Source organism: Micromonospora craniellae (genome assembly GCF_014764405.1).
GTDB lineage: Bacteria > Actinomycetota > Actinomycetes > Mycobacteriales > Micromonosporaceae > Micromonospora > Micromonospora craniellae.
In genome coordinates this window covers 1,018,540-1,040,605 of sequence record NZ_CP061725.1, presented here as the reverse complement: position 1 = coordinate 1,040,605, position 22,066 = coordinate 1,018,540, and the positions used below count along the sequence as shown (strand labels likewise).

Annotated in this window: 22 protein-coding genes; 17 read left to right on the top strand and 5 right to left on the bottom strand. The window is 72.8% G+C overall.

Going from position 1 to position 22,066, the window contains the following annotated elements; all coding sequences use genetic code 11:
* Position 1: 1 nt before the first annotated feature.
* From ID554_RS04740 to ID554_RS04730, 3 genes are all read right to left on the bottom strand, one after another.
* The gene (locus ID554_RS04740; protein WP_117226681.1) at positions 2-583 is read right to left on the bottom strand and encodes a PadR family transcriptional regulator; all 582 of its coding nucleotides are present in this window, start codon (positions 581-583) and stop codon (positions 2-4) included.
* Between the two features lie 84 nt (positions 584-667).
* Entirely contained in the window at positions 668-1,129 is a 462-nt protein-coding gene (locus tag ID554_RS04735) for a ferritin-like domain-containing protein (protein WP_117226680.1), read from the bottom strand.
* Positions 1,126-1,593: a hypothetical protein gene (locus ID554_RS04730; protein ID WP_117226807.1), complete on the bottom strand. Its 468-nt coding sequence runs from the start codon at positions 1,591-1,593 to the stop codon at positions 1,126-1,128. The genes ID554_RS04735 and ID554_RS04730 overlap by 4 nt, the downstream gene beginning before the upstream one ends.
* A gap of 221 nt (positions 1,594-1,814) precedes the next feature.
* On the opposite strand from ID554_RS04730, the gene rimP reads away from it, so the two are divergent.
* The 16 genes from rimP (at position 1,815) to dapB (ending at position 19,205) form a co-directional block, all read left to right on the top strand.
* Positions 1,815-2,483: a ribosome maturation factor RimP gene (gene rimP, locus ID554_RS04725; protein ID WP_117226679.1), complete on the top strand. Its 669-nt coding sequence runs from the start codon at positions 1,815-1,817 to the stop codon at positions 2,481-2,483.
* Positions 2,480-3,523, top strand: a complete 1,044-nt coding sequence (nusA, locus tag ID554_RS04720; protein ID WP_117226678.1) for a transcription termination factor NusA — start codon at positions 2,480-2,482, stop codon at positions 3,521-3,523. The genes rimP and nusA overlap by 4 nt, the downstream gene beginning before the upstream one ends.
* A gap of 16 nt (positions 3,524-3,539) precedes the next feature.
* On the top strand, positions 3,540-3,809 hold the full coding sequence (locus ID554_RS04715; protein WP_117226677.1) for a YlxR family protein: 270 nt from the start codon (positions 3,540-3,542) through the stop codon (positions 3,807-3,809).
* Between the two features lie 153 nt (positions 3,810-3,962).
* A complete protein-coding gene (gene infB / locus ID554_RS04710) occupies positions 3,963-6,983 on the top strand; it encodes a translation initiation factor IF-2 (protein ID WP_117226676.1) in 3,021 nt (1,006 codons plus the stop codon).
* Between the two features lie 90 nt (positions 6,984-7,073).
* Positions 7,074-7,367: a DUF503 domain-containing protein gene (locus ID554_RS04705; RefSeq protein ID WP_117226675.1), complete on the top strand. Its 294-nt coding sequence runs from the start codon at positions 7,074-7,076 to the stop codon at positions 7,365-7,367.
* Positions 7,368-7,510: 143 nt separating this feature from the next.
* A complete protein-coding gene (gene rbfA / locus ID554_RS04700) occupies positions 7,511-8,008 on the top strand; it encodes a 30S ribosome-binding factor RbfA (RefSeq protein WP_117226806.1) in 498 nt (165 codons plus the stop codon).
* A gap of 194 nt (positions 8,009-8,202) precedes the next feature.
* Positions 8,203-9,195, top strand: a complete 993-nt coding sequence (locus tag ID554_RS04695; RefSeq protein WP_223884625.1) for a DHH family phosphoesterase — start codon at positions 8,203-8,205, stop codon at positions 9,193-9,195.
* 65 nt (positions 9,196-9,260) lie between these two features.
* The gene (locus tag ID554_RS04690) at positions 9,261-9,668 is read left to right on the top strand and encodes a hypothetical protein (protein ID WP_117226674.1); all 408 of its coding nucleotides are present in this window, start codon (positions 9,261-9,263) and stop codon (positions 9,666-9,668) included.
* Positions 9,668-9,877 carry a DUF6186 family protein gene (locus ID554_RS04685; RefSeq protein WP_191088862.1) on the top strand — a complete coding sequence of 70 codons (210 nt, stop codon included), beginning with the start codon at positions 9,668-9,670 and terminating at the stop codon, positions 9,875-9,877. Before ID554_RS04690 ends, ID554_RS04685 begins: the two co-directional genes overlap by 1 nt.
* A gap of 563 nt (positions 9,878-10,440) precedes the next feature.
* The gene (locus tag ID554_RS04680) at positions 10,441-11,790 is read left to right on the top strand and encodes an MATE family efflux transporter (RefSeq protein ID WP_117226672.1); all 1,350 of its coding nucleotides are present in this window, start codon (positions 10,441-10,443) and stop codon (positions 11,788-11,790) included.
* Between the two features lie 177 nt (positions 11,791-11,967).
* Positions 11,968-12,852, top strand: a complete 885-nt coding sequence (truB, locus tag ID554_RS04675; protein WP_117226804.1) for a tRNA pseudouridine(55) synthase TruB — start codon at positions 11,968-11,970, stop codon at positions 12,850-12,852.
* Between the two features lie 52 nt (positions 12,853-12,904).
* A complete protein-coding gene (locus ID554_RS04670) occupies positions 12,905-13,834 on the top strand; it encodes a bifunctional riboflavin kinase/FAD synthetase (protein WP_117226671.1) in 930 nt (309 codons plus the stop codon).
* Between the two features lie 170 nt (positions 13,835-14,004).
* Entirely contained in the window at positions 14,005-14,274 is a 270-nt protein-coding gene (gene rpsO / locus ID554_RS04665; protein ID WP_117226670.1) for a 30S ribosomal protein S15, read from the top strand.
* Positions 14,275-14,499: 225 nt separating this feature from the next.
* Positions 14,500-16,854, top strand: a complete 2,355-nt coding sequence (locus ID554_RS04660) for a polyribonucleotide nucleotidyltransferase (RefSeq protein ID WP_117226669.1) — start codon at positions 14,500-14,502, stop codon at positions 16,852-16,854.
* A 143-nt stretch (positions 16,855-16,997) separates the two neighbouring features.
* The gene (locus ID554_RS04655; protein ID WP_223884624.1) at positions 16,998-18,362 is read left to right on the top strand and encodes a M16 family metallopeptidase; all 1,365 of its coding nucleotides are present in this window, start codon (positions 16,998-17,000) and stop codon (positions 18,360-18,362) included.
* A gap of 69 nt (positions 18,363-18,431) precedes the next feature.
* Positions 18,432-19,205, top strand: a complete 774-nt coding sequence (gene dapB, locus ID554_RS04650; protein ID WP_117226667.1) for a 4-hydroxy-tetrahydrodipicolinate reductase — start codon at positions 18,432-18,434, stop codon at positions 19,203-19,205.
* 441 nt (positions 19,206-19,646) lie between these two features.
* Here the strand turns inward: dapB and ID554_RS04645 are convergent, their stop codons facing one another.
* Positions 19,647-20,219: a GNAT family N-acetyltransferase gene (locus tag ID554_RS04645; RefSeq protein WP_117226666.1), complete on the bottom strand. Its 573-nt coding sequence runs from the start codon at positions 20,217-20,219 to the stop codon at positions 19,647-19,649.
* 35 nt (positions 20,220-20,254) lie between these two features.
* Here ID554_RS04645 and ID554_RS04640 point away from each other — a divergent pair, with 35 nt between their 5' ends.
* Positions 20,255-21,541, top strand: a complete 1,287-nt coding sequence (locus ID554_RS04640) for a glycosyltransferase family 87 protein (protein WP_117226665.1) — start codon at positions 20,255-20,257, stop codon at positions 21,539-21,541.
* Here the strand turns inward: ID554_RS04640 and ID554_RS04635 are convergent.
* Positions 21,440-21,991 carry a GNAT family N-acetyltransferase gene (locus tag ID554_RS04635; protein ID WP_117226664.1) on the bottom strand — a complete coding sequence of 184 codons (552 nt, stop codon included), beginning with the start codon at positions 21,989-21,991 and terminating at the stop codon, positions 21,440-21,442. The genes ID554_RS04640 and ID554_RS04635 overlap by 102 nt on opposite strands.
* Between the last annotated feature and the right edge of the window lie 75 nt (positions 21,992-22,066).

Below are 22,066 nucleotides of genomic sequence, written 5' to 3'. Positions count from 1 at the left end.
TTCACCGCCAGGCCTCCTCACCACTGCGGCCCGCTGCCTCGGGCAGTGGCGTCGGGCCGGGGGCCGGGGGGCGGTGCCGTACCAGGCTGGTCTCGCAATGGTCGAGCCAGCGCACCTCCGCCTCGGCCTGGAAGACCATCGCGTCCAGCACCAGCCGCCACGGCAGGTCCTCGGGCCGGTCGCTGGAGTACTTCAGCCGGGTCAGTTCCTGGAGTGTCCGCATCGTCGCGGTGCGCTGGGTCTGCACCACCGTGCGGACGTCCACCCCCGGCGTGGTCAGCGCCAGCGCCAGCTTGATCGCCAGTTCGTCACGGGGGCGGTCGTTGCGGCTGATCGGGGTGGCGAACCACAGCGTCAGGTCCGCCCGCCCGGCTTCGGTGATCTCGTACGGCCGCTGCCCGGCCTCGCTCTCCGGCAACGACCGCACCAGTCCGTCCCGCTCCAAGCGGGACAGGGTCGTGTAGACCTGCCCGATGTTGAGCGGCCAGGTGGAGCCGGTCGACTCCTCGAAGGCGGCCCGGAGCTGGTAGCCGTACATCTGGCCGCGTTCGAGCAGGGCGAGCAGGCCGTGACGGATGGACATGGAACCGGAGTATGCATACCTGGTATGCCATCCGCAACCGGTGCGGACCGTGACGCTGCCTACCCATCGACCGGCGGTGTCGCCTCAGGTGGGACGACCGGGGAACGGCACGGTCAACGGGGTGGTGCCGGCGCTGCGCCGCCAGCGCGTCGCGCGGACCGCGTACTCGACCAGGGCGGCCAGGGCCTGCTCCCGCTCGGCCCCGGTGCTGACCGGCAGCGCCGCCCGCCAGAACGCCGCCGTACGCTCCTCCACCTCGATCGCCAACCGCAGCGCGCTGACCCGGTCGGTCACCGCGAAGGGCAGGGCGTAGCCGGCCCGGTCCGGTGGCACGGTCCCGCCGCCGGTGCTGATCTGCATCACCAGGGCGTCCCGCCGGCCTCGGTGGGCCGCCTCCGCGTCGGCGGCGGCCTTCCGTTCGTCGCCGGTCAGGCGTACCCCGATCGGGCCGTAGGCCCAGATGGCCGCGTACTCGGCGGTCAACGCCCCGGCGAGCGCCTCGCCCGGCCCGGCGGGCGCACTGCGTCCGGTGACCCACTCGCTCATCGCAGCGCCTCCAGGTGGCTGGCTCGGGCGGCGGCGACGGAGCCCAGCACCGCGGCCCGGTCGGTGGGCGCGGCGGCGCAGGCGGCCTTGGCCGACTCCCGGCCGGTCCGCTCGGCCTGGCGCAGCGCGGCCAGCGCGGCGGTCGGCTCGCCCGGCGGCACGGCGGGGGAGGACCAGGCCGCCCCGGTGGGGGCGGCCGAGCCGGACGGTGTCGCGGCGCCGGTCAGCCGGGCCAGTTCGGCCGCGTGCGCCTCGTGCGACTCGGCGAGCGGGACGAGCCGCGCGGCCAGATCGGGGTGGGCGGTCGCGGCGGCGCGCAGCCCCGCGGCGAGGCTCAGCGACTCGTCGACCAGCGGGGTCAGCGGGTCCGGCTCCGGCGGCTGCTCGTCTCCGCCGAAGAGACCGCACCCGCTCAACGGCACGGTGGCCCCACCCAGCGCCAGCAGCGCACCGGCCCGCAGCACCGCGCGCCGGGAGAACGCGGCGGACCCGTCCGGCCGACTCGTCATGTCCATCACCACCGGACAAGTCAACACCATCGGCGCGGTTCGTGTGGCGCGGTGGCGCCGGTGCGCCGCCCGGGCTCTCCTCCGCCGGGCGCGTTACGCTCTGCGCAACCACCGACGCGCGCCCGCACCGGTGGCGTGCCGGCATGGCGGCCGACGAGTAGTGGAAGGTCCAACAGATGACGCAGCGTGGCCGTGCCACCAGAACGACGGGGCGACCCCGTGGCGGCCAGGCACCGCGAGGCGGTCCCGCGCCGCGCAGCGCGCAGGGGCCCCGGGGTGACCTGGCCGCCCGCCGCGAGCGGCTGCGCGCGGTGATCGCACCGGTGGTCGCCGAGGCCGGCTACGACCTGGAGGACCTGGCCGTGTCCCGGGCCGGTCGACGGCATGTGGTACGTGTGATCGTCGATGCCGACGGCGGCATCAACCTGGACGCGGTCGCCGACGTGTCGCGGGCGGTCTCGGCAGCGCTGGACGCGGCCGAGGAGACCGGCGGCGACATCGTCGCCGGGGAGTACCAGCTGGAGGTCAGCTCGCCGGGGGTGGACCGTCCGCTGACTCTGCCCCGGCACTGGCGGCGCAACGTGGGCCGACTGGTCCGGGTGACCGTGCGCGGCGGCGGGACGGCCGACGGCCGACCGGCCGGCGACCGGCAGGTCACCGGCCGGGTGGTCGAGGCCGACGACGAGCACGTGGTGCTGGAGACGGACGCCGACCGCGCCGGGTGGGCGTACGCCGAGCTCGGGCCGGGCCGGGTGCAGGTCGAGTTCAGCCGCCTCGACGAACTGGCCGAATCAGAAGACGTCGACGACGATGACGATGACGATGTGGAGGACGAGGAGAGGTGAACATAGACCTCGCGGCGCTGCGCGCACTCGAGCGCGAGCGGGAGATTCCGTTCGACACGATCCTCGCGGCGATCGAGACCGCGCTGTTGACCGCGTACCGGCACACCGAGGGTGCGCAGTCGCACGCCCGGGTGGAGATCGACCGTAAGACCGGTGTGGCCCTGGTCTACGCCCAGGAACTGGGCGACGAGGGCACCGTGGAACGGGAGTGGGACGACACTCCGCACGACTTCGGGCGGATCGCCGCGATGACCGCCAAGCAGGTCATCCTGCAGCGGTTGCGGGAGGCCACCGACGAGGTGCACTTCGGCGAGTACGCCGGCCGCGACGGTGACCTGGTGACCGGTGTGGTGCAGGCGCACGAGGCCCGAGCCGAGAAGGGCATCGTCACGGTCGACCTGGGCAAGCTGGAGGGGGTGCTGCCCCAGTCCGAGCAGGTGCCCGGGGAGCGGTACACCCACGGCGAGCGGATTCGCTGCGTGGTGGTGCACGTGGCCAAGGGGATGCGCGGCCCGCAGATCACGTTGTCGCGTACGCATCCGAACCTGGTGAAGAAACTCTTCGCCCTGGAGGTTCCGGAGATCGCCGACGGTACGGTCGAGATCAGCGCGATCGCGCGTGAGGCCGGTCACCGTACGAAGATCGCGGTCCGGTCCACCACTCCCGGAGTCAACGCCAAGGGCGCCTGTATCGGCCCGATGGGGCAGCGGGTCCGGGCGGTGATGAGCGAGCTGCACGGCGAGAAGATCGACATCATCGACTGGTCGGACGACCCGGCGACCTTCGTCGGCAACGCGTTGTCACCGGCCAAGGCGCTGCGGGTCGAGGTGGTGGACCTGGGTGCCCGGGCGGCCCGGGTGACGGTGCCGGATTTCCAGCTCTCCCTGGCGATCGGGCGGGAAGGGCAGAATGCCCGGCTTGCTGCCCGGTTGACCGGATGGCGGATCGACATCCGGTCCGACGCCGAGCAGTCTGGCTCCGGCGGCCGACCCGGGGCTGATCACGTCCGGGAACCGGGCGGAGCGGTCTCGGGTAGCTAGGGGTAGACTTCTGCCAGTGGCACGACGCGCGCTGCCGGAGCGCACCTGTGTGGGTTGCCGACGGCGGGCGCCGGCCAGTGAACTACTGCGGATCGTCGCGGTCGGCGACGAGGCTGGATTCAGCCTCCGACCCGATCCGGCCCGCAGACTGCCGGGTCGGGGAGCGAACATGCACCCAGATCCGGCCTGCTTCGCGCAGGCAGTGCGGCGTCGCGCCTTCGGGCGCGCGCTGCGCCTCGCCGGGGTTCCGGATGACGGCGCCCTCGCGGAGTACCTGACGCGTTAACCACCACGTCCGGTCATCCGACCGGGTGTGGCCGCTAGCAAGGTAGGACGACCGACATGAGCACACGATGAAGTCCCAGAAATGATCAGGCTTCAAGTGCACGAGTGAGGTCGCTGCGGGTGCTGCCCGCACGACCTCGGAGTGAGGAGTGCAGTGGCAGGCAAGGCCCGCGTACACGAGCTTGCGAAAGAGCTCGGGGTCGAGAGTAAGACCGTTCTCGCCAAGCTGAAGGAAATGGGCGAGTTCGTCAAGTCCGCGTCGAGCACGGTCGAGGCGCCCGTCGCCCGTCGGCTGCGTAACGCGTTCGTCGCCTCCGGTGGCGCTGGCGCTCCGGCGGCTCCGCCGTCGGCCGCCCCGGCTCCGGCGGCTCCGCCGTCGGCCGCCCCGGCTCCGGCGGCAGCGCCCACCCCGCCGCCGACCCCCGGCGAACCTCGGGTCACCGCCAAGCCGACGCCGCCACGGCGTCCGGCGATGCCCGGGCCGAAGCCGAAGGCACCGGTTCCCGGCCCTCCGCCGTCAGTGACCCCGGTCGCCAAGCCGGCGAGTGCCCATGACATCGAGGTGGCCGCCGCCGAGGCGCGCGCCGCCGCGCTGAAGGCCGAGCAGGAGGCCGCGGTCAAGGCCGCGCAGGCCGCCCGCCAGCAGCAGCGCGAGAACGTCCGCCGGGAGCCTCCGGCCGACGGCGGCGCCCGTCCAGGTCCGCGGCCCGGTCCCGGCGCCATGCCGCCCCGCCCGGGTTCTCCGGCCGCAGGTCGTCCCGGTGGCCCGAACCCCGGCCCGGGCGGCCGGCAGGGTCGCCCGCCGGCGCGTGGCGCCGGTAACAACCCCTTCGGTATCCAGGGCAGCCAGCAGCGGCCGCCGGCCGCCGGTGCCGGTGGTCCCCGGCCCAGCCCGGCCTCGATGCCGCCGCGGCCGAGTCCCGCCTCGATGCCGCCGCGGCCCAGCCCGGCCTCCATGCCGAGCCAGCGTCCCGGTCGTCCGGGTGGCCCGGGTGCCGGTCGCCCCGGTGGCGGCGGTGCCGGTCGTCCGGGTGGCGGCGGTGGCGGCGGTTACCGTGGCGGCCCCGGTGGTGGCGGCGGTGGCGGCGGTTACCGTGGCGGCCCCGGTGGCGGTGGCGGCGGTGGCGGTGGCTACCGTGGCGGCCCCGGTGGCGGTGGCGGTGCCGGTGCTGGTGGCGGCTTCCGGCCGGGCGGGCCGGCCGGTGGCGGCGGTCGCCCGGGTGGCGGTGGCCGTGGCCGTGGCGGCGGTGCCGCCGGTGCCTTCGGGCGTCCGGGTGGCAAGCCGACCCGTGGTCGCAAGTCCAAGAAGCAGCGCAGACAGGAGTTCGACAACCTGTCGGCCCCGACCATGAGCTCGGGTGCTCCCCGGGGTCAGGGGCAGACGGTCCGGCTCTCCCGTGGCGCCTCGCTGTCGGACTTCGCCGACAAGATCAACGCCAACCCGGGTTCGCTGGTCCAGGAGATGTTCAACCTGGGCGAGATGGTCACCGCGACCCAGTCGTGCTCCGACGACACCCTGCTGCTGCTGGGTGAGCACCTCGGCTTCACCGTGCAGATCGTCAGCCCGGAGGACGAGGACCGCGAGCTGCTCGCGCAGTTCAACATCGACCTCGACGCCGAGGTCGCGGAGGACCGCCTGGTCAGCCGTGCGCCGGTGGTGACCGTCATGGGTCACGTCGACCACGGTAAGACCAAGCTGCTCGACGCGATCCGCAAGGCGAACGTGGTGGCCGGCGAGGCCGGTGGCATCACCCAGCACATCGGCGCCTACCAGGTCCACGTCCCGCACGAGGGCGAGGACCGGGCGGTCACCTTCATCGACACCCCGGGTCACGAGGCGTTCACCGCCATGCGTGCCCGTGGTGCCCAGGTCACCGACATCGTGATCCTGGTGGTGGCGGCCGACGACGGCGTGATGCCGCAGACCATCGAGGCGCTCAACCACGCCAAGGCGGCGGACGTGCCGATCGTGGTCGCGGTCAACAAGGTCGACAAGCCGGAGGCCAACCCGGACAAGGTCCGCCAGCAGCTGACCGAGTACGGCCTGGTCGCCGAGGAGTACGGCGGCGAGACCATGTTCGTCAACGTGGCCGCGAAGCCCGGCATCGGCATCGAGGAACTCCTTGAGGCCGTGCTGCTCACCGCCGACGCGTCGCTGGAGCTGACCGCTCCGACGGACGGGCCGGCGCAGGGTGTGGCCATCGAGGCGCACCTGGACAAGGGCCGTGGTGCGGTGGCGACGGTGCTGGTGCAGAAGGGCACCCTGCGGGCGGGCGACTCGATCGTCGCCGGTGGGGCGCACGGCCGGGTCCGGGCGATGCTCGACGAGAACGGCAACCAGGTCACCGAGGCCGGCCCGGCACGTCCGGTCATGGTCCTCGGTCTGACCGCGGTGCCCGGCGCCGGTGACACCTTCCTCGCCGCGGCGGACGACCGCACGGTGCGGCAGATCGCCGAGCAGCGCCAGGCGCGGCGGCGGGCGGCGGCGTTCGCCAACTCCCGTGGCCGGGCCACCCTCGAGACGCTCATGGAGCAGCTCAAGGAGGGCGAGAAGACGTCGCTCAACCTCATCCTCAAGGGCGATGTCTCCGGTTCGGTGGAGGCCCTGGAGGACGCGCTGTTCAACCTCGACATCCCCGAGGAGGTCCAGCTCAAGGTCCTCGACCGGGGCGTCGGCGCGATCACCGAGAGCAACGTCATGCTCGCGAGCGCCTCGTCCGAGCCGGTCACGATCATCGGCTTCAACGTGCGGGCCTCCAACAAGGTCCGCGAGATGGCCGACCGCGAGGGCGTGGAGATCCGGTACTACACCGTCATCTACCAGGCCATCGAGGAGATCGAGGCGGCGCTCAAGGGCCTGCTCAAGCCGGAGTACGAGGAGGTCGAGCTGGGCAGCGCGGAGATCCGCGAGGTCTTCCGCTCGTCCAAGATCGGCAACATCTCCGGTTGCATCGTCCGGTCGGGCATCATCCGGCGCAACGCGAAGGCGCGCCTGCTGCGCGACGGCACGGTCGTGGCGGACAACATCACGATCAGCTCGCTCAAGCGGTTCAAGGACGACGCGACCGAGGTCCGCGAGGGCTTCGAGTGTGGTCTGACCCTGTCCGGTTACAACAACGTGCAGCCGGGCGACATCATCGAGACCTTCGAGATGCGGGAGAAGGTTCGCGCCTGATCCGGTAGTGACGCACTGATCGAGGGGTTTACGCCGAATGGCGTAAACCCCTTGATCATGTGGGGTGGGGTGCGGGTAGTGTCCGCAGCGATGTTCACCGCAACCGCAGTGTTCGACCTGCTGCTGCCGGGCGACTCCCGGTCGCTGAAGGCGAAGAGATCGTACGTACGGCCGATCGTGGCGGCGCTGCGCCGCTTCGAGGTGGCGGCCGCCGAGGTGGGTGCGCTCGACCTGCACGGGCGAGCCGAGATAGGAGTGGCGGTCGTGGCCGCGGAGGCGGCTCACGCCCGTGAGGTGCTCGACTCGTGCGAGCGCTTGGTGGCCGGTCGACCGGAGGTCGAGTTGCTGTCGGTGCGCCGCCGGCTGCACGGCGCGGAGGACTGACCGGTGGCGGATGCGGCCACCCTGCCGCCCCGCGCGCCGGGGCACGTGGCGCGGGTAGGGTTTCCAGTGTTGGGGTCGGTGCGGGCTCCGGTGACGGCGTCGCCGGTTCCGGCCGGCAGCGGGACGCCGTGGAGGTGGCGGAGATGACGGATCCGGCCAAGGTACGTCGGCACGCGGAGCGGGTGCGTGAACTGGTCGCGTCGGTGGTGCGGAGCCAGATCAAGGACCCGCGGCTCGGCATGGTCACTATCACCGACGCCCGGATAACCGCCGACCTGCGCGACGCCACGGTCTTCTACACCGTGCTCGGTGACGCGGCGGCGCAGGCGGGCACCGCCGCCGCGCTGGACAGCGCCAAGGGCATGCTGCGCAGCACCGTCGGCAAGGCGCTCGGGTTGCGCCACTCGCCGACCCTGACCTTCGTCCTGGACGACGTGCAGGACCAGGTGAAGCACATCGACGACCTGCTCGCGGCGGCCCGGACCGCCGACGCGGAGGTGCAGCGTCTCGCCGCGAAGGCCGAGTACGCCGGTGAGGCCCAGCCGTACCGGCTCGAAGACGAGGAAGACGAGGCCGGCGAGGCCGAGAACCAGACCGGCACCGGTGACACGGACGACGCCCGGAGCGGGGAGCGGCGGTGACCGCCCCCTCCGGCGGTGCGCTGACCGAGTCGGGCCCGGGTGCGGCGTTGCCGAGTCCGGCCCGCCCCGGCACGGCCGAGGGGCCGGCGGTTTCCGCCGACCCGGACGCGGCGGCCACCGGAGCCTCGACGGGGGCGGCGACCTCGCCGGACCCGGGTGGGTCCGCGCCGAGCGAGGCCGACTGGGCCGCGGCGGTGGCGGCGGTACGCCAGGTGGCACCCGCCGGGCGGGTGCTGCTGATCTGCCACGTCAACCCGGACGGCGACGCGCTGGGCAGCATGCTCGGCTTCGGGCTCGGGCTGCGGCGACTCGGCGTACGCCGGTTGCAGGCGACCTTCCCCGGGCCGCCGGAGGTGCCCGAACCGTTCCGTGGACTGCCCGGGCTGGAACTGCTGGTGCCGGCGACCGAGGCCGACCTGGAGCCGGATCTGGTGATCTGCTTCGACGCGGCCAGCGACTCGCGTCTCGGTGACCTGGCCGACCGCCTGGCCGGGCCGGGCACCGCGCTGGTGCTCGACCACCACGCCTCCAACGCCGGCTTCGGTGACGTCAACCTGGTCGATCCGGCGGCGGCGGCGACCTCGGTGGTCGCGGAGGAACTGTTGGCCCGGCTCGGCGTACCGCTGGACGCCGGCATCGCCGAGTGCCTGTACGTGGCGTTGAGCACCGACACCGGCTCGTTCCGGTTCGACGCGACCACGCCGGCCGTGCACGAGATGGCCGCCCGCCTGCTGGCCACCGGCATCCGGCCGGGGGAGATCTCCCGGCGGGTGTTCGACAGCCGGCCCTTCGGCGCGGTGCGTCTCTTCGGGGAGGTGCTCGGCCGCGCCCGGCTGGAGCCCGAGGCGGCGTCCGGGCACGGCCTGGTCTGGACGTACGCGACCCAGGACGACCTGGCCCGGCACGACCAGCGGCCGTACGTGCTGGAGGCGCTCATCGATCCGGTGCGGTGCACCGCCGAGGCCGACGTGAGCTGCGTGGTGAAGCAGACCGGGCCGGACGAGTGGGCGGTGTCGCTGCGCAGCAAGGGCGCGGTGGACGTGAGCCGGGTGGCGGTGGCGCTGGGCGGCGGCGGTCATCGACTCGCCGCCGGGTTCACCGGCCGGGGAACCGTGGACGAGGTGGTCGACCGGGTCCGGGCCGAGTTGACGCCCGGGCCGGGGAGTGGTGTCGCCCCCGAGGGGTGATTTCAGAGGCGGCTCCGGGGAGTGTTGCCATACCGCTGCCGAGTGATGACGGGGAGAATCGAGTGATGGAGCAGCCCCACGACCTCACGATCGACGCTCCCCGCACGTGGGAACGACCGGTCGTCTGCGTACCGGTGCTGGTGGCCCTCTCGCTGGTCGGCGGGCGGTTCCCGTCGTTCTCCACGGAGGCGAACCTCTACGTGTTCGGCACCGGCGGGCTCCTGATCTGGCTGGGACTGACCAAGCGGGTGCAGGCCCGGCCCGCACCCGAGCGCCTGGGTTCCGGCGCGGTCTGGTGGACGTTGCCGGTGGTGGTCTTCGGGGTGTTCGAGGGGGCCACGTTCTTCGCGGCGGCCGGTGACGACTTCCCGACCTTCTCGCTGCTGGCCGACCCGTTGCTGGAGGACCGGATGGTCCGCTCCGCCGCCTGGCTGGTGTGGCTGTCGGCGTTCTGGGGGTTGGTGCGCCGATGATGCGGTATCTGGCGATCGGTGGCTTCCTGGTCGGCCTGGCGCTGTTCGGGTTGGTCGAGTGGCTGGCCCGGCGGGAGGGCTCGCGCATCCCGACGCTCGGCGAGGCGTGCGCGTACGTGATGCGGTACGAGGTCGGTCCGGTCCCGGTGGGCCGGATCGGCATGTTCGGCTTCTGGTGGTGGGTGGGCTGGCACTTCCTGGCCCGGTGACCGGGATCTGACCGGTCCAGATGGCGGGAACAGCGCGCACCATGTGGACCTGAACGATAACTTGGGAATAGACCGGTGCTGCTGTGGCACAGGTCACGGGAGCGGAGCCCTACCTGGCGTCGCTTCCCCCTCCAGGGGCGACCGACCCGGGCCGCCACCACACCACCCGTCCATAGCTCCGGTGATCCCGGGGCCGGTCTCGGGTGCCTGTCGTACACCGCCCGTGATGCCGTCGCGCCTCTCGGCGCGCGCCCTGGAAGGGGTCCGCCATGCCCGCCAAGCCCAAGCCCGAGACCACCGACGAGGCCCGCGAGCAGGCCCGCCGTGCCCTGCAGACCTCGATGGACACCCGTCAGTGACCGTACGCGACCGGCGGTGACGCAGAGCCGCACCGCGCGTACGGCGCCACCGCCTCGGATCGCCTGACGGTTCCGGTGCGGCCCGCGCCACCGGTCGCGTACCGCCGGGTCGCCTGTCCTCTCCCCGCCCCGGCGGACGTCAGCGACAGGTAAGTAGCGTAGGAGCTTGCTGCCCTTACTCGTCGCGTGCCACGATCAGCGGCGATGAGCCAGACCTCTGTCGCCAGCCGTGTCGCCTCGCCGCGCCGGTTCGCCGCGCTCGCCCTGCCGGCCCTCGTGGTGCTGGCCGCCGAGCCGATCTACGTCCTCGTCGACACCGCCGTCGTCGGCCACCTGGGGCGCGTGCCACTGGCTGCGGTCGCGGTCGGCGGCACCGTGATGACCCTCACCGCCTGGCTGGGCACCGTGGTCGCCTACGGCACCACCGGCCGGGCCGCCCGCCGCTTCGGCGCCGGTGACCGGGCCGCCGCAGTTGCCGAGGGAGTGCAGTCCTCCTGGCTGGCTTTCGGGGTGGGGCTGCTGGTCGTGGGCGCCATGCAGTTCGGTGGCGGTGCCCTGGCCGGTGCCCTCGCCGGCGGTGGCGAGGTGGGCGAGGCCGCCGGCCAATGGCTGCGGGTCGCCGCGTTCGGTGCGCCCGGTCTGTTGCTCGCCGCCGCCGGCAACGGCTGGATGCGGGGCGTGCAGGACACCCGCCGGCCTCTGCTCTTCGTGGTCGGCCCGAACCTGCTCTCCGCGGTGCTCTGCCCCTTGCTGGTCTATCCGTTGGGGATGGGGATGATCGGCTCGGCGGTGGCGAACGCGATCGCGCAGACCCTCGGCGGCGTGCTCTTCGTCGGCGCGCTGATCTCCGAGCGGGCATCGCTGCGCCCGCACCTCCGGGTCATCCGCCAGCAACTCGTACTCAGTCGTGACCTGCTGATCCGGGGCATGGCGTTCCAGGCCAGCTTCCTGTCGGCCACCGCCGTGGCGGCCCGGTTCGGTGCCGCCGTGGTCGGCGCCCACCAGATCGCCGTGCAGCTCTGGTTCTTCGCCGCGCTGGCGCTCGACGCGTTGGCCATCGCCGCGCAGGCGCTGGTCGGCGCGGCGCTCGGCGGCGGTGACGCGGCGGTGGCTCGGGCCCTGGCCCGCCGGGTCGCCTGGCTGGGCGCGGTCTGCGGCACCGCGTTCGGGGCGCTGGTGGCGGCCGGTGCCGGCGTGGTGCCGGCCCTGTTCACCCCGGACACCGCCGTGCACGCGCAGGCGATGGTGGCGTGGCCCTGGTTCGTCGCGATGCTCCCGCTGGCCGGTGTGGTGTTCGCCCTGGACGGCGTGTTGATCGGTGCCGGTGACATCCGCTATCTGCGCAATCTGACCGTGGCCGGTGCGCTGGCCGGGTTCCTGCCGGCGATCTGGCTCACCTACGCTTTCGACCTCGGGCTCGGCGGGATCTGGGCGGGCCTGATGCTGTTCGTCGTCATCCGGCTGGTCGGTCTGGTGCTGCGGCTGCGCAGCGGCGCCTGGGCGGTGACCGGCGCGGTCCGGGACGAGGCGCGGACCGCCGACGCCGTCGCGTGACGGCGATGCGGCGGCGGTTCACCGTTCGTGGCGATCTCGTCTCCTCGCGATCCGCCGGTGGCACCTCGCGGCCATCGGCGCACCATCCTCGCAGGGCGGCCACCGGCGCGTACACCCGATTTCCGGCTGGTCGTCCGGTGTCGGGCGGGCGCGGGCGGTCTGGCAGGCTTGCACGTCGTGAGCACTGACGGTCTGATCGTGGTGGACAAGCCCGGCGGCATGACGTCGCACGACGTGGTGGCGAGGATCCGCCGGTTCGCGCGGACCCGACGGGTCGGCCACGGCGGCACACTCGACCCGATGGCCACCGGGGTCCTGGTGATCGGCATGAACCGGGCCACCCGGCTGCTGACGTACGTGATCGGGGCGGACAAGAGCTACACCGCCACCGTCCGCCTCGGCCAGTCCACGGTCACCGACGACGCGGAGGGCGACGTGATCGCCACCACACCCGCCGGCGCCCTCGCCGACGAGGCGATCCGCGCCGCGCTGGCCGACCTGAGCGGCGAGATCGACCAGGTGCCGAGCGCGGTGAGCGCCATCAAGATCGACGGACAGCGGGCGTACCAGCGGGTGCGATCGGGGGAGAGCGTCGACCTGCCGGCCCGGCGGGTCACCGTGTCCCGCCTCGACGTGCTGGCGATCCGGCGCGACCACCCGGACGTCGTCGACGTCGACATCGACGTGTCCTGCTCCACCGGCACGTACATCCGAGCGATCGCGCGCGACGCGGGCCTGGCACTCGGGGTCGGTGGGCACCTGACCGCGCTGCGGCGGACCGCGGTGGGCGGCTTCACCCTGGCCGAGGCCGCCACCCTCGACGAGCTGGAGCAGCGCGCGCCCGACGTGGTCGGGGTGCCGCTGGCGGCCGCCGCCGACCGGTTCTTCCCCCGCCGCGACGCCGGACCCGACGAGGCGAAGGTGCTCTCCCACGGTGGGCCGCTGGAGCCGGTCGGGCTGGCCGGACCGTACGCGGTCTTCGATCCGGCCGGTGGGTTGATCGCTATCGTCAGCGAGCGGGGTGGCCGGGCCCGCGCGGAGATCGTGCTCGCCCCGGCCTGACGGCGGATGCCGGCCCGGTCGGTGCGGGTGGGCGGACTAGCGGAGGAACAGCATGCAGCGGTGGCGGGGCTTCGACGCGGTGCCCGGCGGGTGGGGACGGTCCGTCGTCACCATCGGCGTCTTCGACGGCGTGCACAAGGGGCACCAGGCGACCATCGGCCACACCGTCGCCCGGGCCCGCGAACTGGGCGTGCAGTCGGTGGTGGTCACCTTCGACCCGCATCCGGCCGAGGTGGTCCGGCCCGGCTCCCACCCGGCGGTGCTCACCGAACCGGCCCGCAAGGCCGAGCTGATCGAGTCGCTTGGCGTGGACGTGCTCTGCGTGGTGCCGTTCACCGCCGAGTTCTCCCGGCTGCCCGCCGAGGCGTTCGTGCACGACATCCTGGTCGCGCACCTGCACGCCGCGCTGGTGGTGGTGGGGGACAACTTCCGGTTCGGGCACCGGGCGGCCGGGGACGTCGCCCTGCTCGACCGGCTCGGCCGGACGTTCGGGTTCGCCGTCGAGGACGCTCCGCTGGTGTCCGAGGCCGGGACGGTCTTCTCGTCGACGTACATCCGTTCCTGCGTCGACGCGGGCGACGTGGCCGCCGCAGCGGTCGCGCTGGGCCGCCCGCACCGGCTGGAGGGGGTCGTGGTCCGGGGTGACCAGCGCGGCCGGGAGCTGGGCTTCCCCACGGCGAACCTGCTCTGCCACCGGTACGCGGCGGTCCCGGCGGACGGCATCTACGCGGCCCGGATGATGCGTCGGGGGCAGCGACACCCGCTGTCCGCCGCGGTCTCGATCGGCACCAACCCGACCTTCTCCGGGCGGGAGCGGCGGGTCGAGGCGTACGCGCTGGACTTCGACGGCGACCTCTACGGCGAGCGGCTCGCCCTGGACTTCGTGTCCCGCCTGCGCGGGCAGGTCCGGTACGACGCGATCGAACCGCTGGTCGCCCAGATCGCCGAGGACGTCGCGCAGACGCGCCGGGCGCTGGGCTGAGGGCTCGTCAGGGCGATCCCGACCAGGTGCTGGTAGGCTGGCGTGGACGTCGGCTGACCGACGTGGGGCCTCGCTGCCTGCTCGACGCCGCGGGCGCGAAGGCCGTTCGTCGCCGGTGCCCTAGCCCGGCCCGACGAACCGTATCGACAACCCATCAGAACAGGGAGAACATGGCGCTCGACCAGCAGGCCAAGGCCAAGATCCGCGAAGAGTACGCGACCGCCGAGGGTGACACCGGGTCGCCCGAGGTGCAGGTCGCGGTCCTCACCAAGCGGATCGCCGAGCTCACCGAGCACCTGAAGGTGCACAAGCACGACCACCACAGCCGCCGTGGGCTGCTGCTGCTGGTCGGCCGTCGCCGTCGGTTGCTCAACTACGTGCAGAAGAAGGACATCAACCGCTACCGGTCGCTCATCGAGCGACTCGGTCTGCGTCGGTGACGTGACGGGGGGAGCGGCCCGACGGGCCGCTCCCCCCGTCCGCGTCCCATCCGAGACACGGGCCGCGCGCACCTGAGACAAGGGGAGCCGTCGGCGTACCGGTCTCCGGTAGTGGCCTCCGGAGGCCCCGGCATCCGCCGGTGGCACCGGGCGCTTCGATCGAAGACCGGCCGTCCGCACAGCTCCCGCGTCGTGGCCCCCGATGCGAAGGAGCATTGCCGCACCATGACCGAGACCAAACTCGGCACCGAGATCCGCACCGCCGTGATCGACAACGGGTCGTTCGGCACCCGCGAGATCACCTTCTCCACCGGTCGGCTGGCCCGCCAGGCCGCCGGCTCCGTCATCGCCCAGCTCGGCGAGACGGTCGTCCTCTCCGCCACCACCGCCGGCAAGCAGCCGAAGGAGCAGTTCGACTTCTTCCCGCTGACCGTCGACGTCGAGGAGCGGATGTACGCCGCGGGCCGGATCCCCGGCTCGTTCTTCCGCCGTGAGGGTCGCCCCAGCGAGGACGCCATCCTCACCTGCCGCCTGATCGACCGGCCACTGCGCCCCTCGTTCGTCAAGGGCCTGCGCAACGAGGTGCAGGTCGTCGAGACCATCCTCGCGCTCGACCCGCAGCACCCGTACGACGTGGTGGCGATCAACGCCGCCTCGATGTCGACGAAGCTCTCCGGCCTGCCGTTCTCCGGTCCGATCGGGGCCACCCGGATGGCCCACGTCGACGGTCAGTGGGTCGCCTTCCCGACCCACGAGGAGCTGAGCCGGGCCACCTTCGACATGGTGGTGGCCGGTCGCGCCCTGGCCGACGGCGATGTCGCGATCATGATGGTCGAGGCCGAGGCCACCGAGCACACCGTGAGCCTGGTCGCCGGTGGCGCACCCGCGCCGACCGAGGAGATCGTGGCCAGCGGCCTGGAGGCCGCCAAGCCGGCCATCCGTGAGCTGTGCCGCGCGCAGAGCGAGCTGGCCGAGGTGGCCGCCAAGCCGGTCGCCGAGTTCCCGGTGTTCCTGGAGTACCAGAACGACGCGTACGACGCGGTCGCCGAGTTCGCTCGCGCCGATGTCGCCGAGGCCCTGCAGATCGCCGGCAAGGCGGACCGCGAGGAGGCCCTGGACGCGGTCAAGGCCCGCCTGCTGGAGGAGGTCGGCCCGCGTTTCGAGGGCCGGGAGAAGGAGCTGTCGGCCGCCTTCCGCTCGCTGACCAAGTCCGAGGTGCGCGGTCGGGTGCTGCGTGAGCAGGTCCGGATCGACGGCCGTGGGCCGCGCGACATCCGGCCGCTGAGCGCCGAGGTCGGCGTGCTGCCCCGGGTGCACGGCTCGGCGCTGTTCGAGCGCGGCGAGACCCAGATCCTGGGCGTCACCACGCTGAACATGCTGCGCATGGAGCAGGCGCTGGACACCCTCTCCCCGGAGAAGTCCAAGCGCTACATGCACAACTACAACTTCCCGCCGTACTCGACCGGTGAGACCGGCCGGGTGGGTTCGCCGAAGCGCCGCGAGATCGGGCACGGCGCGCTGGCCGAGCGGGCGCTGATCCCGGTGCTGCCGTCGCGCGAGGAGTTCCCGTACGCCATCCGGCAGGTCTCCGAGGCGCTCGGCTCCAACGGTTCCACCTCGATGGGCTCGGTCTGCGCCTCCTCGCTGGGCCTGCTCTCCGCCGGTGTGCCGCTGAAGGCGCCGGTGGCCGGTATCGCCATGGGCCTCATCTCCGACGAGGTCGACGGCAAGACCCAGTACGTGACGCTGACCGACATCCTCGGTGCCGAGGACGCCTTCGGTGACATGGACTTCAAGGTTGCCGGTACCCGGGACTTCGTCACCGCCCTGCAGCTCGACACCAAGCTCGACGGCATTCCGTCGGATGTGCTGGCCGCCGCGTTGCAGCAGGCGTACGAGGCCCGGCAGACCATCCTCGACGTGATGCAGCGGGCGATCGAGGCCCCGGCCGAGATGTCCGACTACGCGCCGCGGGTCACCACGGTGAAGATCCCGGTCGACAAGATCGGCATGGTGATCGGCCCGAAGGGTCAGACCATCAACGCCATCCAGGACGAGACCGGCGCCGAGATCTCCATCGAGGACGACGGCACCATCTACGTCGGCGCCACCAACGGCCCGTCGGCGCAGGCCGCGGTCGAGCGGATCAACGCGATCGCCAACCCGACCCTGCCCAAGATGGGCGACCGCTTCCTGGGCACGGTGGTCAAGACTGCGCCGTTCGGCGCGTTCGTCTCGCTGCTGCCGGGCCGCGACGGCCTGCTGCACATCTCCAAGGTGGGCGACGGCAAGCGGGTCGAGAAGGTCGAGGACTTCCTCAACGTCGGCGACAAGGTCGAGGTCGAGATCGCCGACATCGACCAGCGCGGCAAGATCTACCTGGACAAGGTCCGGCCGGAGGGCGCCGAGGCACCCGCCGCCGAGGTTGACGGCGAGCGGCCGGCCAGCCGCGACCGGGGCGACCGGGGCCCGCGTGACCGGGGCGACCGCGAGCGCGGTGGCGACCGGGGCGGCCGTGGCCCGGACGGCGGCGAGGGCGGTGGGGACTCCCGTCCGCGGCGCCGCACCCGGCACAGCTGATCGCCGACCAGTAGTACCACCGCTGACCGGCCGGGCGACACCGTCGCCCGGCCGGTTCGTGATCAACCACCCCTCGTCGTACTTGGAAGCAGGTTGCCGTGAGTCGGACCCGCCGTTCGTCCTTCCCCACGGCGCGACCGGGAGTGACGCCGCCCGGCGGTCGGCACGCCACCGCGACCACCCGGTCCGCCGGAGCGGCCACCCGCGCGGTGACCAGGACGTTGAGCGACGACCCGCTGGGCGGCACGGTCCGCCGCACGGTGCTCCCCAGCGGGCTGCGGGTCCTGACTGAGGCGATCCCGGCGATGCGCAGCGTCTCCTTCGGCATCTGGGTGGCCGTCGGCTCGCGGGACGAGACCGGGCCGCAGGCCGGTGCCGCCCACTTCCTGGAGCACCTGCTGTTCAAGGGCACCCACAAGCGGGACGCCCTGGAGATCTCCTCGTCGATCGAAGCGGTCGGCGGTGAGACCAACGCCTTCACCACGAAGGAGTACACCTGCTACTACGCGCGGGTGCTGGACGAGGACCTGCCCCTGGCCATCGACGTGATGTGTGACCTGGTCGCCGACTCGGTGCTCGAACCCGCCGACGTGGAGACCGAGCGCGGCGTCATCCTCGAAGAGATCGCCATGCACGACGACGAGCCCGGTGACGAGGTGCACGACCTGCTCACCCGGGCCGTCTACGGTGACCACCCGCTGGGCCGGCTGATCTCCGGCACCGCGGAGACGGTCACCCCGATGACCCGCCGGCAGATCCAAAGCTTCTACCGCCGCCGCTACGTCGCACCGCACATCGTCATCGCCGCCGCCGGGAACCTCGACCACGCGACCGTTGTCCGGCTGGTCCGGTCGGCGCTCAAGGGCAGCCCGCTGGACACCGACCCGGCGACGCCCGCGCCGCACCGCCCGACCACCCCGGCGGTACGCACCCAGGCCCCCACCGTGGTCGTCCACGCGAAGGAGACCGAACAGGCGCACGTGGTGCTCGGCTGCCCCGGCATCGACCGCCTCGACGAGCGCCGGTTCGCCCTCGGGGTGCTCAACAACGTGCTCGGCGGCGGCATGTCCAGCCGCCTGTTCCAGGAGATCCGCGAGCGACGCGGTCTCGCGTACTCGGTCTACTCCTACGCCAGCCAGTACGCCGACAGCGGGCTGTTCGGCGTGTACGCCGGCTGCGCCCCGGGTCGGGTGCAGGAGGTGCTGGAGCTGACCCGGGCCGAGTTGGCGCGTACCGCCGAGCACGGCGTCACCGAGGCCGAGTTGGCGCGCGGCAAGGGGATGAGCAAGGGTTCGTTCGTGCTCGGGCTGGAGGACACCGGCTCCCGGATGAGCCGGCTGGCCAAGGGCGAGCTGCTCTACGGTGACCTGGTCCCGGTCGACGAGCTGCTGCACCGGGTCGACGCGGTCACCCTGGACGACGTCAACGCTCTCGTCGCCGACCTGCTCAGCCGACCCATGTCGCTGGCCGTGGTCGGCCCGTTCGGCGAGTCGGACTTCGTCGCCTGATCCGGCCGCCCGGGTGGGGCCGCCGTACCCCCGGGGTGCCGGCGTCCCGATTGGGATAGGTTGTGCCGCGTGACTGACGAGCAGGAGAAGGGCGCGACCGGGCCGATCCGGGTCGGTGTGCTGGGCGCCCGGGGCCGGATGGGCATCGAGGTGTGCAAGGCCGTCGACGGCGCCGCCGACATGGAGCTGGTGGCAACGGTCGACCAGGGCGACCCGCTGTCCGCCGTCGCGGACGCCGGTGCGCAGGTGGTCGTCGACTTCACCACCCCGGACGTGGTGATGGACAACCTGCGCTGGTGCGTCGACCAGGGCGTGCACGCGGTCGTCGGCACCACCGGCTTCACCGGGCAGCGGCTGGACCAGGTGCGGGGCTGGCTGGGCGGCAGGCCGGAGCTGGGTGTGGTGATCGCCCCGAACTTCGGCATCGGCGCGGTGCTGATGATGCAGTTCGCCACCCGCGCGGCCCGGCACTTCGAGTCCGTCGAGATCATCGAGCAGCACCACCCGCGCAAGCTCGACGCGCCGAGCGGCACCGCCACGCACACCGCCCGCCTGGTCGCGGCGGCCCGCGCCGAGGCCGGGCTGGGTCCGGTGCCGGACGCCACCGCCGACGAGGTCGCCGGTGCCCGGGGCGCCGACATCGACGGGGTACGCGTGCACGCGGTCCGGGCCACCGGCCTGCTCGCCCACCAGGAGGTGCTGTTCGGCACCATTGGCGAGACGCTGACCATCCGGCACGACTCGTACGACCGGGTCTCCTTCATGCCCGGCGTGCTGCTGGCCGTCCGCGCGGTGCCCGGCCGACCCGGTCTGACCCTCGGCCTGGACCCGCTGCTCGACTGAGCCCGGCCCGGGCGGCCGGGACGCGCGATGTGGGCCCCTTCCGGGCGGAGGTCGCCGCGACAGACCGAGGCCGTGACCTACCCCTGCTTCGGGCACTGTCGAGCTGAACCGTCTTCGCTGTCACTTCCCGGTCGGCCGCCCGTCACCTTCGGTCGGCCTACGTGTGAGCCGTCGCTGCCGGACGGGCCGTCGCTGGCTGCTCGCTGCCGAGTGGGCTATCGGTGATCCGTCTCTGCTCTCAGCTCGACAGGTGCCGGGGTGGCAGTACCGTCCCGTCATGGTGCTGCCGCAGCACCGGCGCATGGTGGCCGGCCGGAACAGAGCCGGCGACGGCAGGCCGAAGTGACGGCAGGCCGAAGTGACGGCAGGCCGAAGTGACGGTAGCCGGGGTAGCGGTGCGTTGAGCGACGGTTGTCACCGGCCCGGCCGTCCGACGGCCGCTCAGTCCGCCTCGGTGGGCACCGCTACGTGCAGGCGGAGCTGCGGCACCAGCATGTCGTCCACGTCCAGCGCCCGGCCCGCACCGTCGGGCTCCCAGCCGGCCGCGCCGAGGAACTTCCGGGACGCCTCGTCGCCCTCGAAGACCCAGTCGACGGCGCGGGTGAAGCCGGACTCCCGCCACAGGTCCACACTGGCGGCGAGCAGCCGGCTGCCGTGCCCGCGCCGGCCCCAGCGCGGCTCCACCAGCAGGTCGGTCACCGCCACCACGTCGGCGCCGAGCGCGTCGACCGGCTCGTTCGGGGCGAGTGCCTCCGCGTCGACCGGGCCGGAGGCGGCGAAGCCCACCAGATACGATTGCTCGGCCTGTTCGACGGCGACCAGCACCCGATGGGTGTCGCCGGGCGGCTGGCGCACTGCGGCGTCCCACCGCCGCGCGAGCCACGCCTCGTCGAGGTTCTCCAGCACGTGCCGGGGCAGCAGCCGCCGGTAGGCGACCCGCCAGGTCGCGAGCTGGATGCGGGCGATCTCGGCGGCGTCCTCCGGACGCGCCGGGCGGACAAACCCCAGAGCCATGGGACGACAGCCTACGCAGGGTGAGGGAGGCGACGGTGGCGCAGGGTGTCAGGCGGACGATCGGACAGGTCGTCGCAGTGGTCGTACTCGCCGTCGCGGTGACCGCCTTCCTGTCCGTGGCTGCGGTCCGGCACGGCTTCTTCGACCTGCACGTCTATCGCGGCGCGCTGGTCTGGTGGGTGCACGACGGCGGCGAGATCTACGACTACCTCAAGCCCGGCACCCAGTACGGCTTCACCTACCCGCCGTTCGCCGCGCTGGTGATGCTGCCGATGGCGTACCTGTCCTGGCACGGGGCGATCGTGGTGAGCGTGGCCGCCGGGGTGGCCGCCGCCGCGGTGCTGGTCTGGTGGCTGCTGGACCCGGTGTCCCGGCGGGCCGGCTGGACCCGCTGGTTCGCGTTCGCGGTGGCGCTCTGCCTGGCCGCCGCGTTCGAGCCGATGCGCGAGACCATCAACTTCGGTCAGGTCAACACGCTGCTGCTGTTCCTGGTCGCGGTGGACCTGCTGCGGTTGCTGCCGCGCGAGCACCGGTGGGCGGGTGTCGGCATCGGCCTGGCCACCGCGATCAAGCTCACGCCCGGCATCTTCCTGATCTATCTGCTGGTCACCGGCCGCTGGCGGGCGGCGCTCACCGCCACCGGCACGGCGGCCGGGGCGACCGTGCTCGCCGCCGCGTCGTTCCCGGACGCCTCCCGGGAGTTCTGGACCTCCGCCCTGTGGAACACCGGCCGGGTCGGTGAGCTAGCCTTCGTCTCCAACCAGTCGCTGCGCGGCGTGGTGGCCCGACTCGACCCGCAGAGCCCCAGCACGCTGGCCTGGCTGGCGCTGGTGGCCGCGACGGTCGCGCTGTGGATCTGGCGCTCCCGGGCCGCCGTGGCGGCCGGTGACGAAGCCGCCGGCCTGGCGTTGACCGGTGCGGTGATGTGCCTGGTCAGCCCGGTCACCTGGGTGCACCACCTGGTCTGGCTGCTGCCGGGGCTGTTGCTGCTGGTGGACCACGGCATGGCCGCGCCTCCACGCAGCCGCCGCCGTCGGCTGCTGCTGGTCGCCGCCACGGTCGGCTACGCCTTCCTGATCAGCCGGATCGTCTGGGCGTGGGAGAAGGACTTCAGCGGGGTCGACGGCTTCCTGTTCGGCAACACGTACGTCTGGATCAGTCTGGCGCTGCTGGCCTTCCTGCCGCTGGGCCGGGGCGAACCGCCGGTGCCGGCCGCGCGGTCAGCCGTCGAGGCGGCCGGTGTACCGCAACTCGATCAGCCCGATCGGCGGACGCCCGCCGGACAGTGGCACCGGATAGGTCGACTCCGCACCGTCCGGTGACAGCCCGGCCCGCTGGTAGAACCGGCGGGCCCGGTGGTTGTCCGCCAGCACCCACACCCGGTACTCCGACCAGCCGCGTTCCCGTAGCCCGTCGTGCGCGGCCGTGAACAGCGCCGGTGCCGTGCCGTCGCCCCAGTGCGCGGGCGCGACGTAGAGCGCCACGACCTCGCCGTACGTCGGGTCGAGGTCGCCCCGGTCCTGGTTGTTGCGATACGGCCCGAACGTGGTGAACCCGGCCAGGGCCCCGTCGACCTCGGCGAGCAGCGTGGTGAACGGGTGCTCCGGGTCGGCGGTGCCGAGGGCCCGGCGGCGCTGTGCCCAGGCCACCGGGTTGAGTCGCCCCAGCACCTCGTCCGGCATGATCCCGGCGTACCCGGCCTGCCAGCCGCTCACGTGCACCCGGGCGATCGCCTCGGCGTCCTCGGGTTCCTCCCGACGGATGGTGGGCATGGCTCCAGTTCTAGGCGGCCCGGGGCGTCAGGTCCAGCGTCCGCACCGGTGTCGTACCGGTGTCGTACCGGTGAC

Excerpts from the sequence above, each read along its gene's own strand:
- ID554_RS04680 (WP_117226672.1), top strand. The coding sequence starts at position 10,441 with ATGAGCCAGACCTCTGTCGCCAGCCGTGTCGCCTCGCCGCGCCGGTTC.
- ID554_RS04740 (WP_117226681.1), bottom strand. The coding sequence starts at position 583 with ATGTCCATCCGTCACGGCCTGCTCGCCCTGCTCGAACGCGGCCAGATG.
- ID554_RS04685 (WP_191088862.1), top strand. The coding sequence starts at position 9,668 with ATGCGGTATCTGGCGATCGGTGGCTTCCTGGTCGGCCTGGCGCTGTTC.
- rpsO (WP_117226670.1), top strand. The coding sequence starts at position 14,005 with ATGGCGCTCGACCAGCAGGCCAAGGCCAAGATCCGCGAAGAGTACGCG.
- ID554_RS04635 (WP_117226664.1), bottom strand. The coding sequence starts at position 21,991 with ATGCCCACCATCCGTCGGGAGGAACCCGAGGACGCCGAGGCGATCGCC.
- ID554_RS04660 (WP_117226669.1), top strand. The coding sequence starts at position 14,500 with ATGACCGAGACCAAACTCGGCACCGAGATCCGCACCGCCGTGATCGAC.
- ID554_RS04670 (WP_117226671.1), top strand. The coding sequence starts at position 12,905 with ATGCAGCGGTGGCGGGGCTTCGACGCGGTGCCCGGCGGGTGGGGACGG.
- ID554_RS04690 (WP_117226674.1), top strand. The coding sequence starts at position 9,261 with ATGGAGCAGCCCCACGACCTCACGATCGACGCTCCCCGCACGTGGGAA.
- ID554_RS04705 (WP_117226675.1), top strand. The coding sequence starts at position 7,074 with ATGTTCACCGCAACCGCAGTGTTCGACCTGCTGCTGCCGGGCGACTCC.
- ID554_RS04735 (WP_117226680.1), bottom strand. The coding sequence starts at position 1,129 with ATGAGCGAGTGGGTCACCGGACGCAGTGCGCCCGCCGGGCCGGGCGAG.
- ID554_RS04645 (WP_117226666.1), bottom strand. The coding sequence starts at position 20,219 with ATGGCTCTGGGGTTTGTCCGCCCGGCGCGTCCGGAGGACGCCGCCGAG.
- rimP (WP_117226679.1), top strand. The coding sequence starts at position 1,815 with ATGACGCAGCGTGGCCGTGCCACCAGAACGACGGGGCGACCCCGTGGC.
- rbfA (WP_117226806.1), top strand. The coding sequence starts at position 7,511 with ATGACGGATCCGGCCAAGGTACGTCGGCACGCGGAGCGGGTGCGTGAA.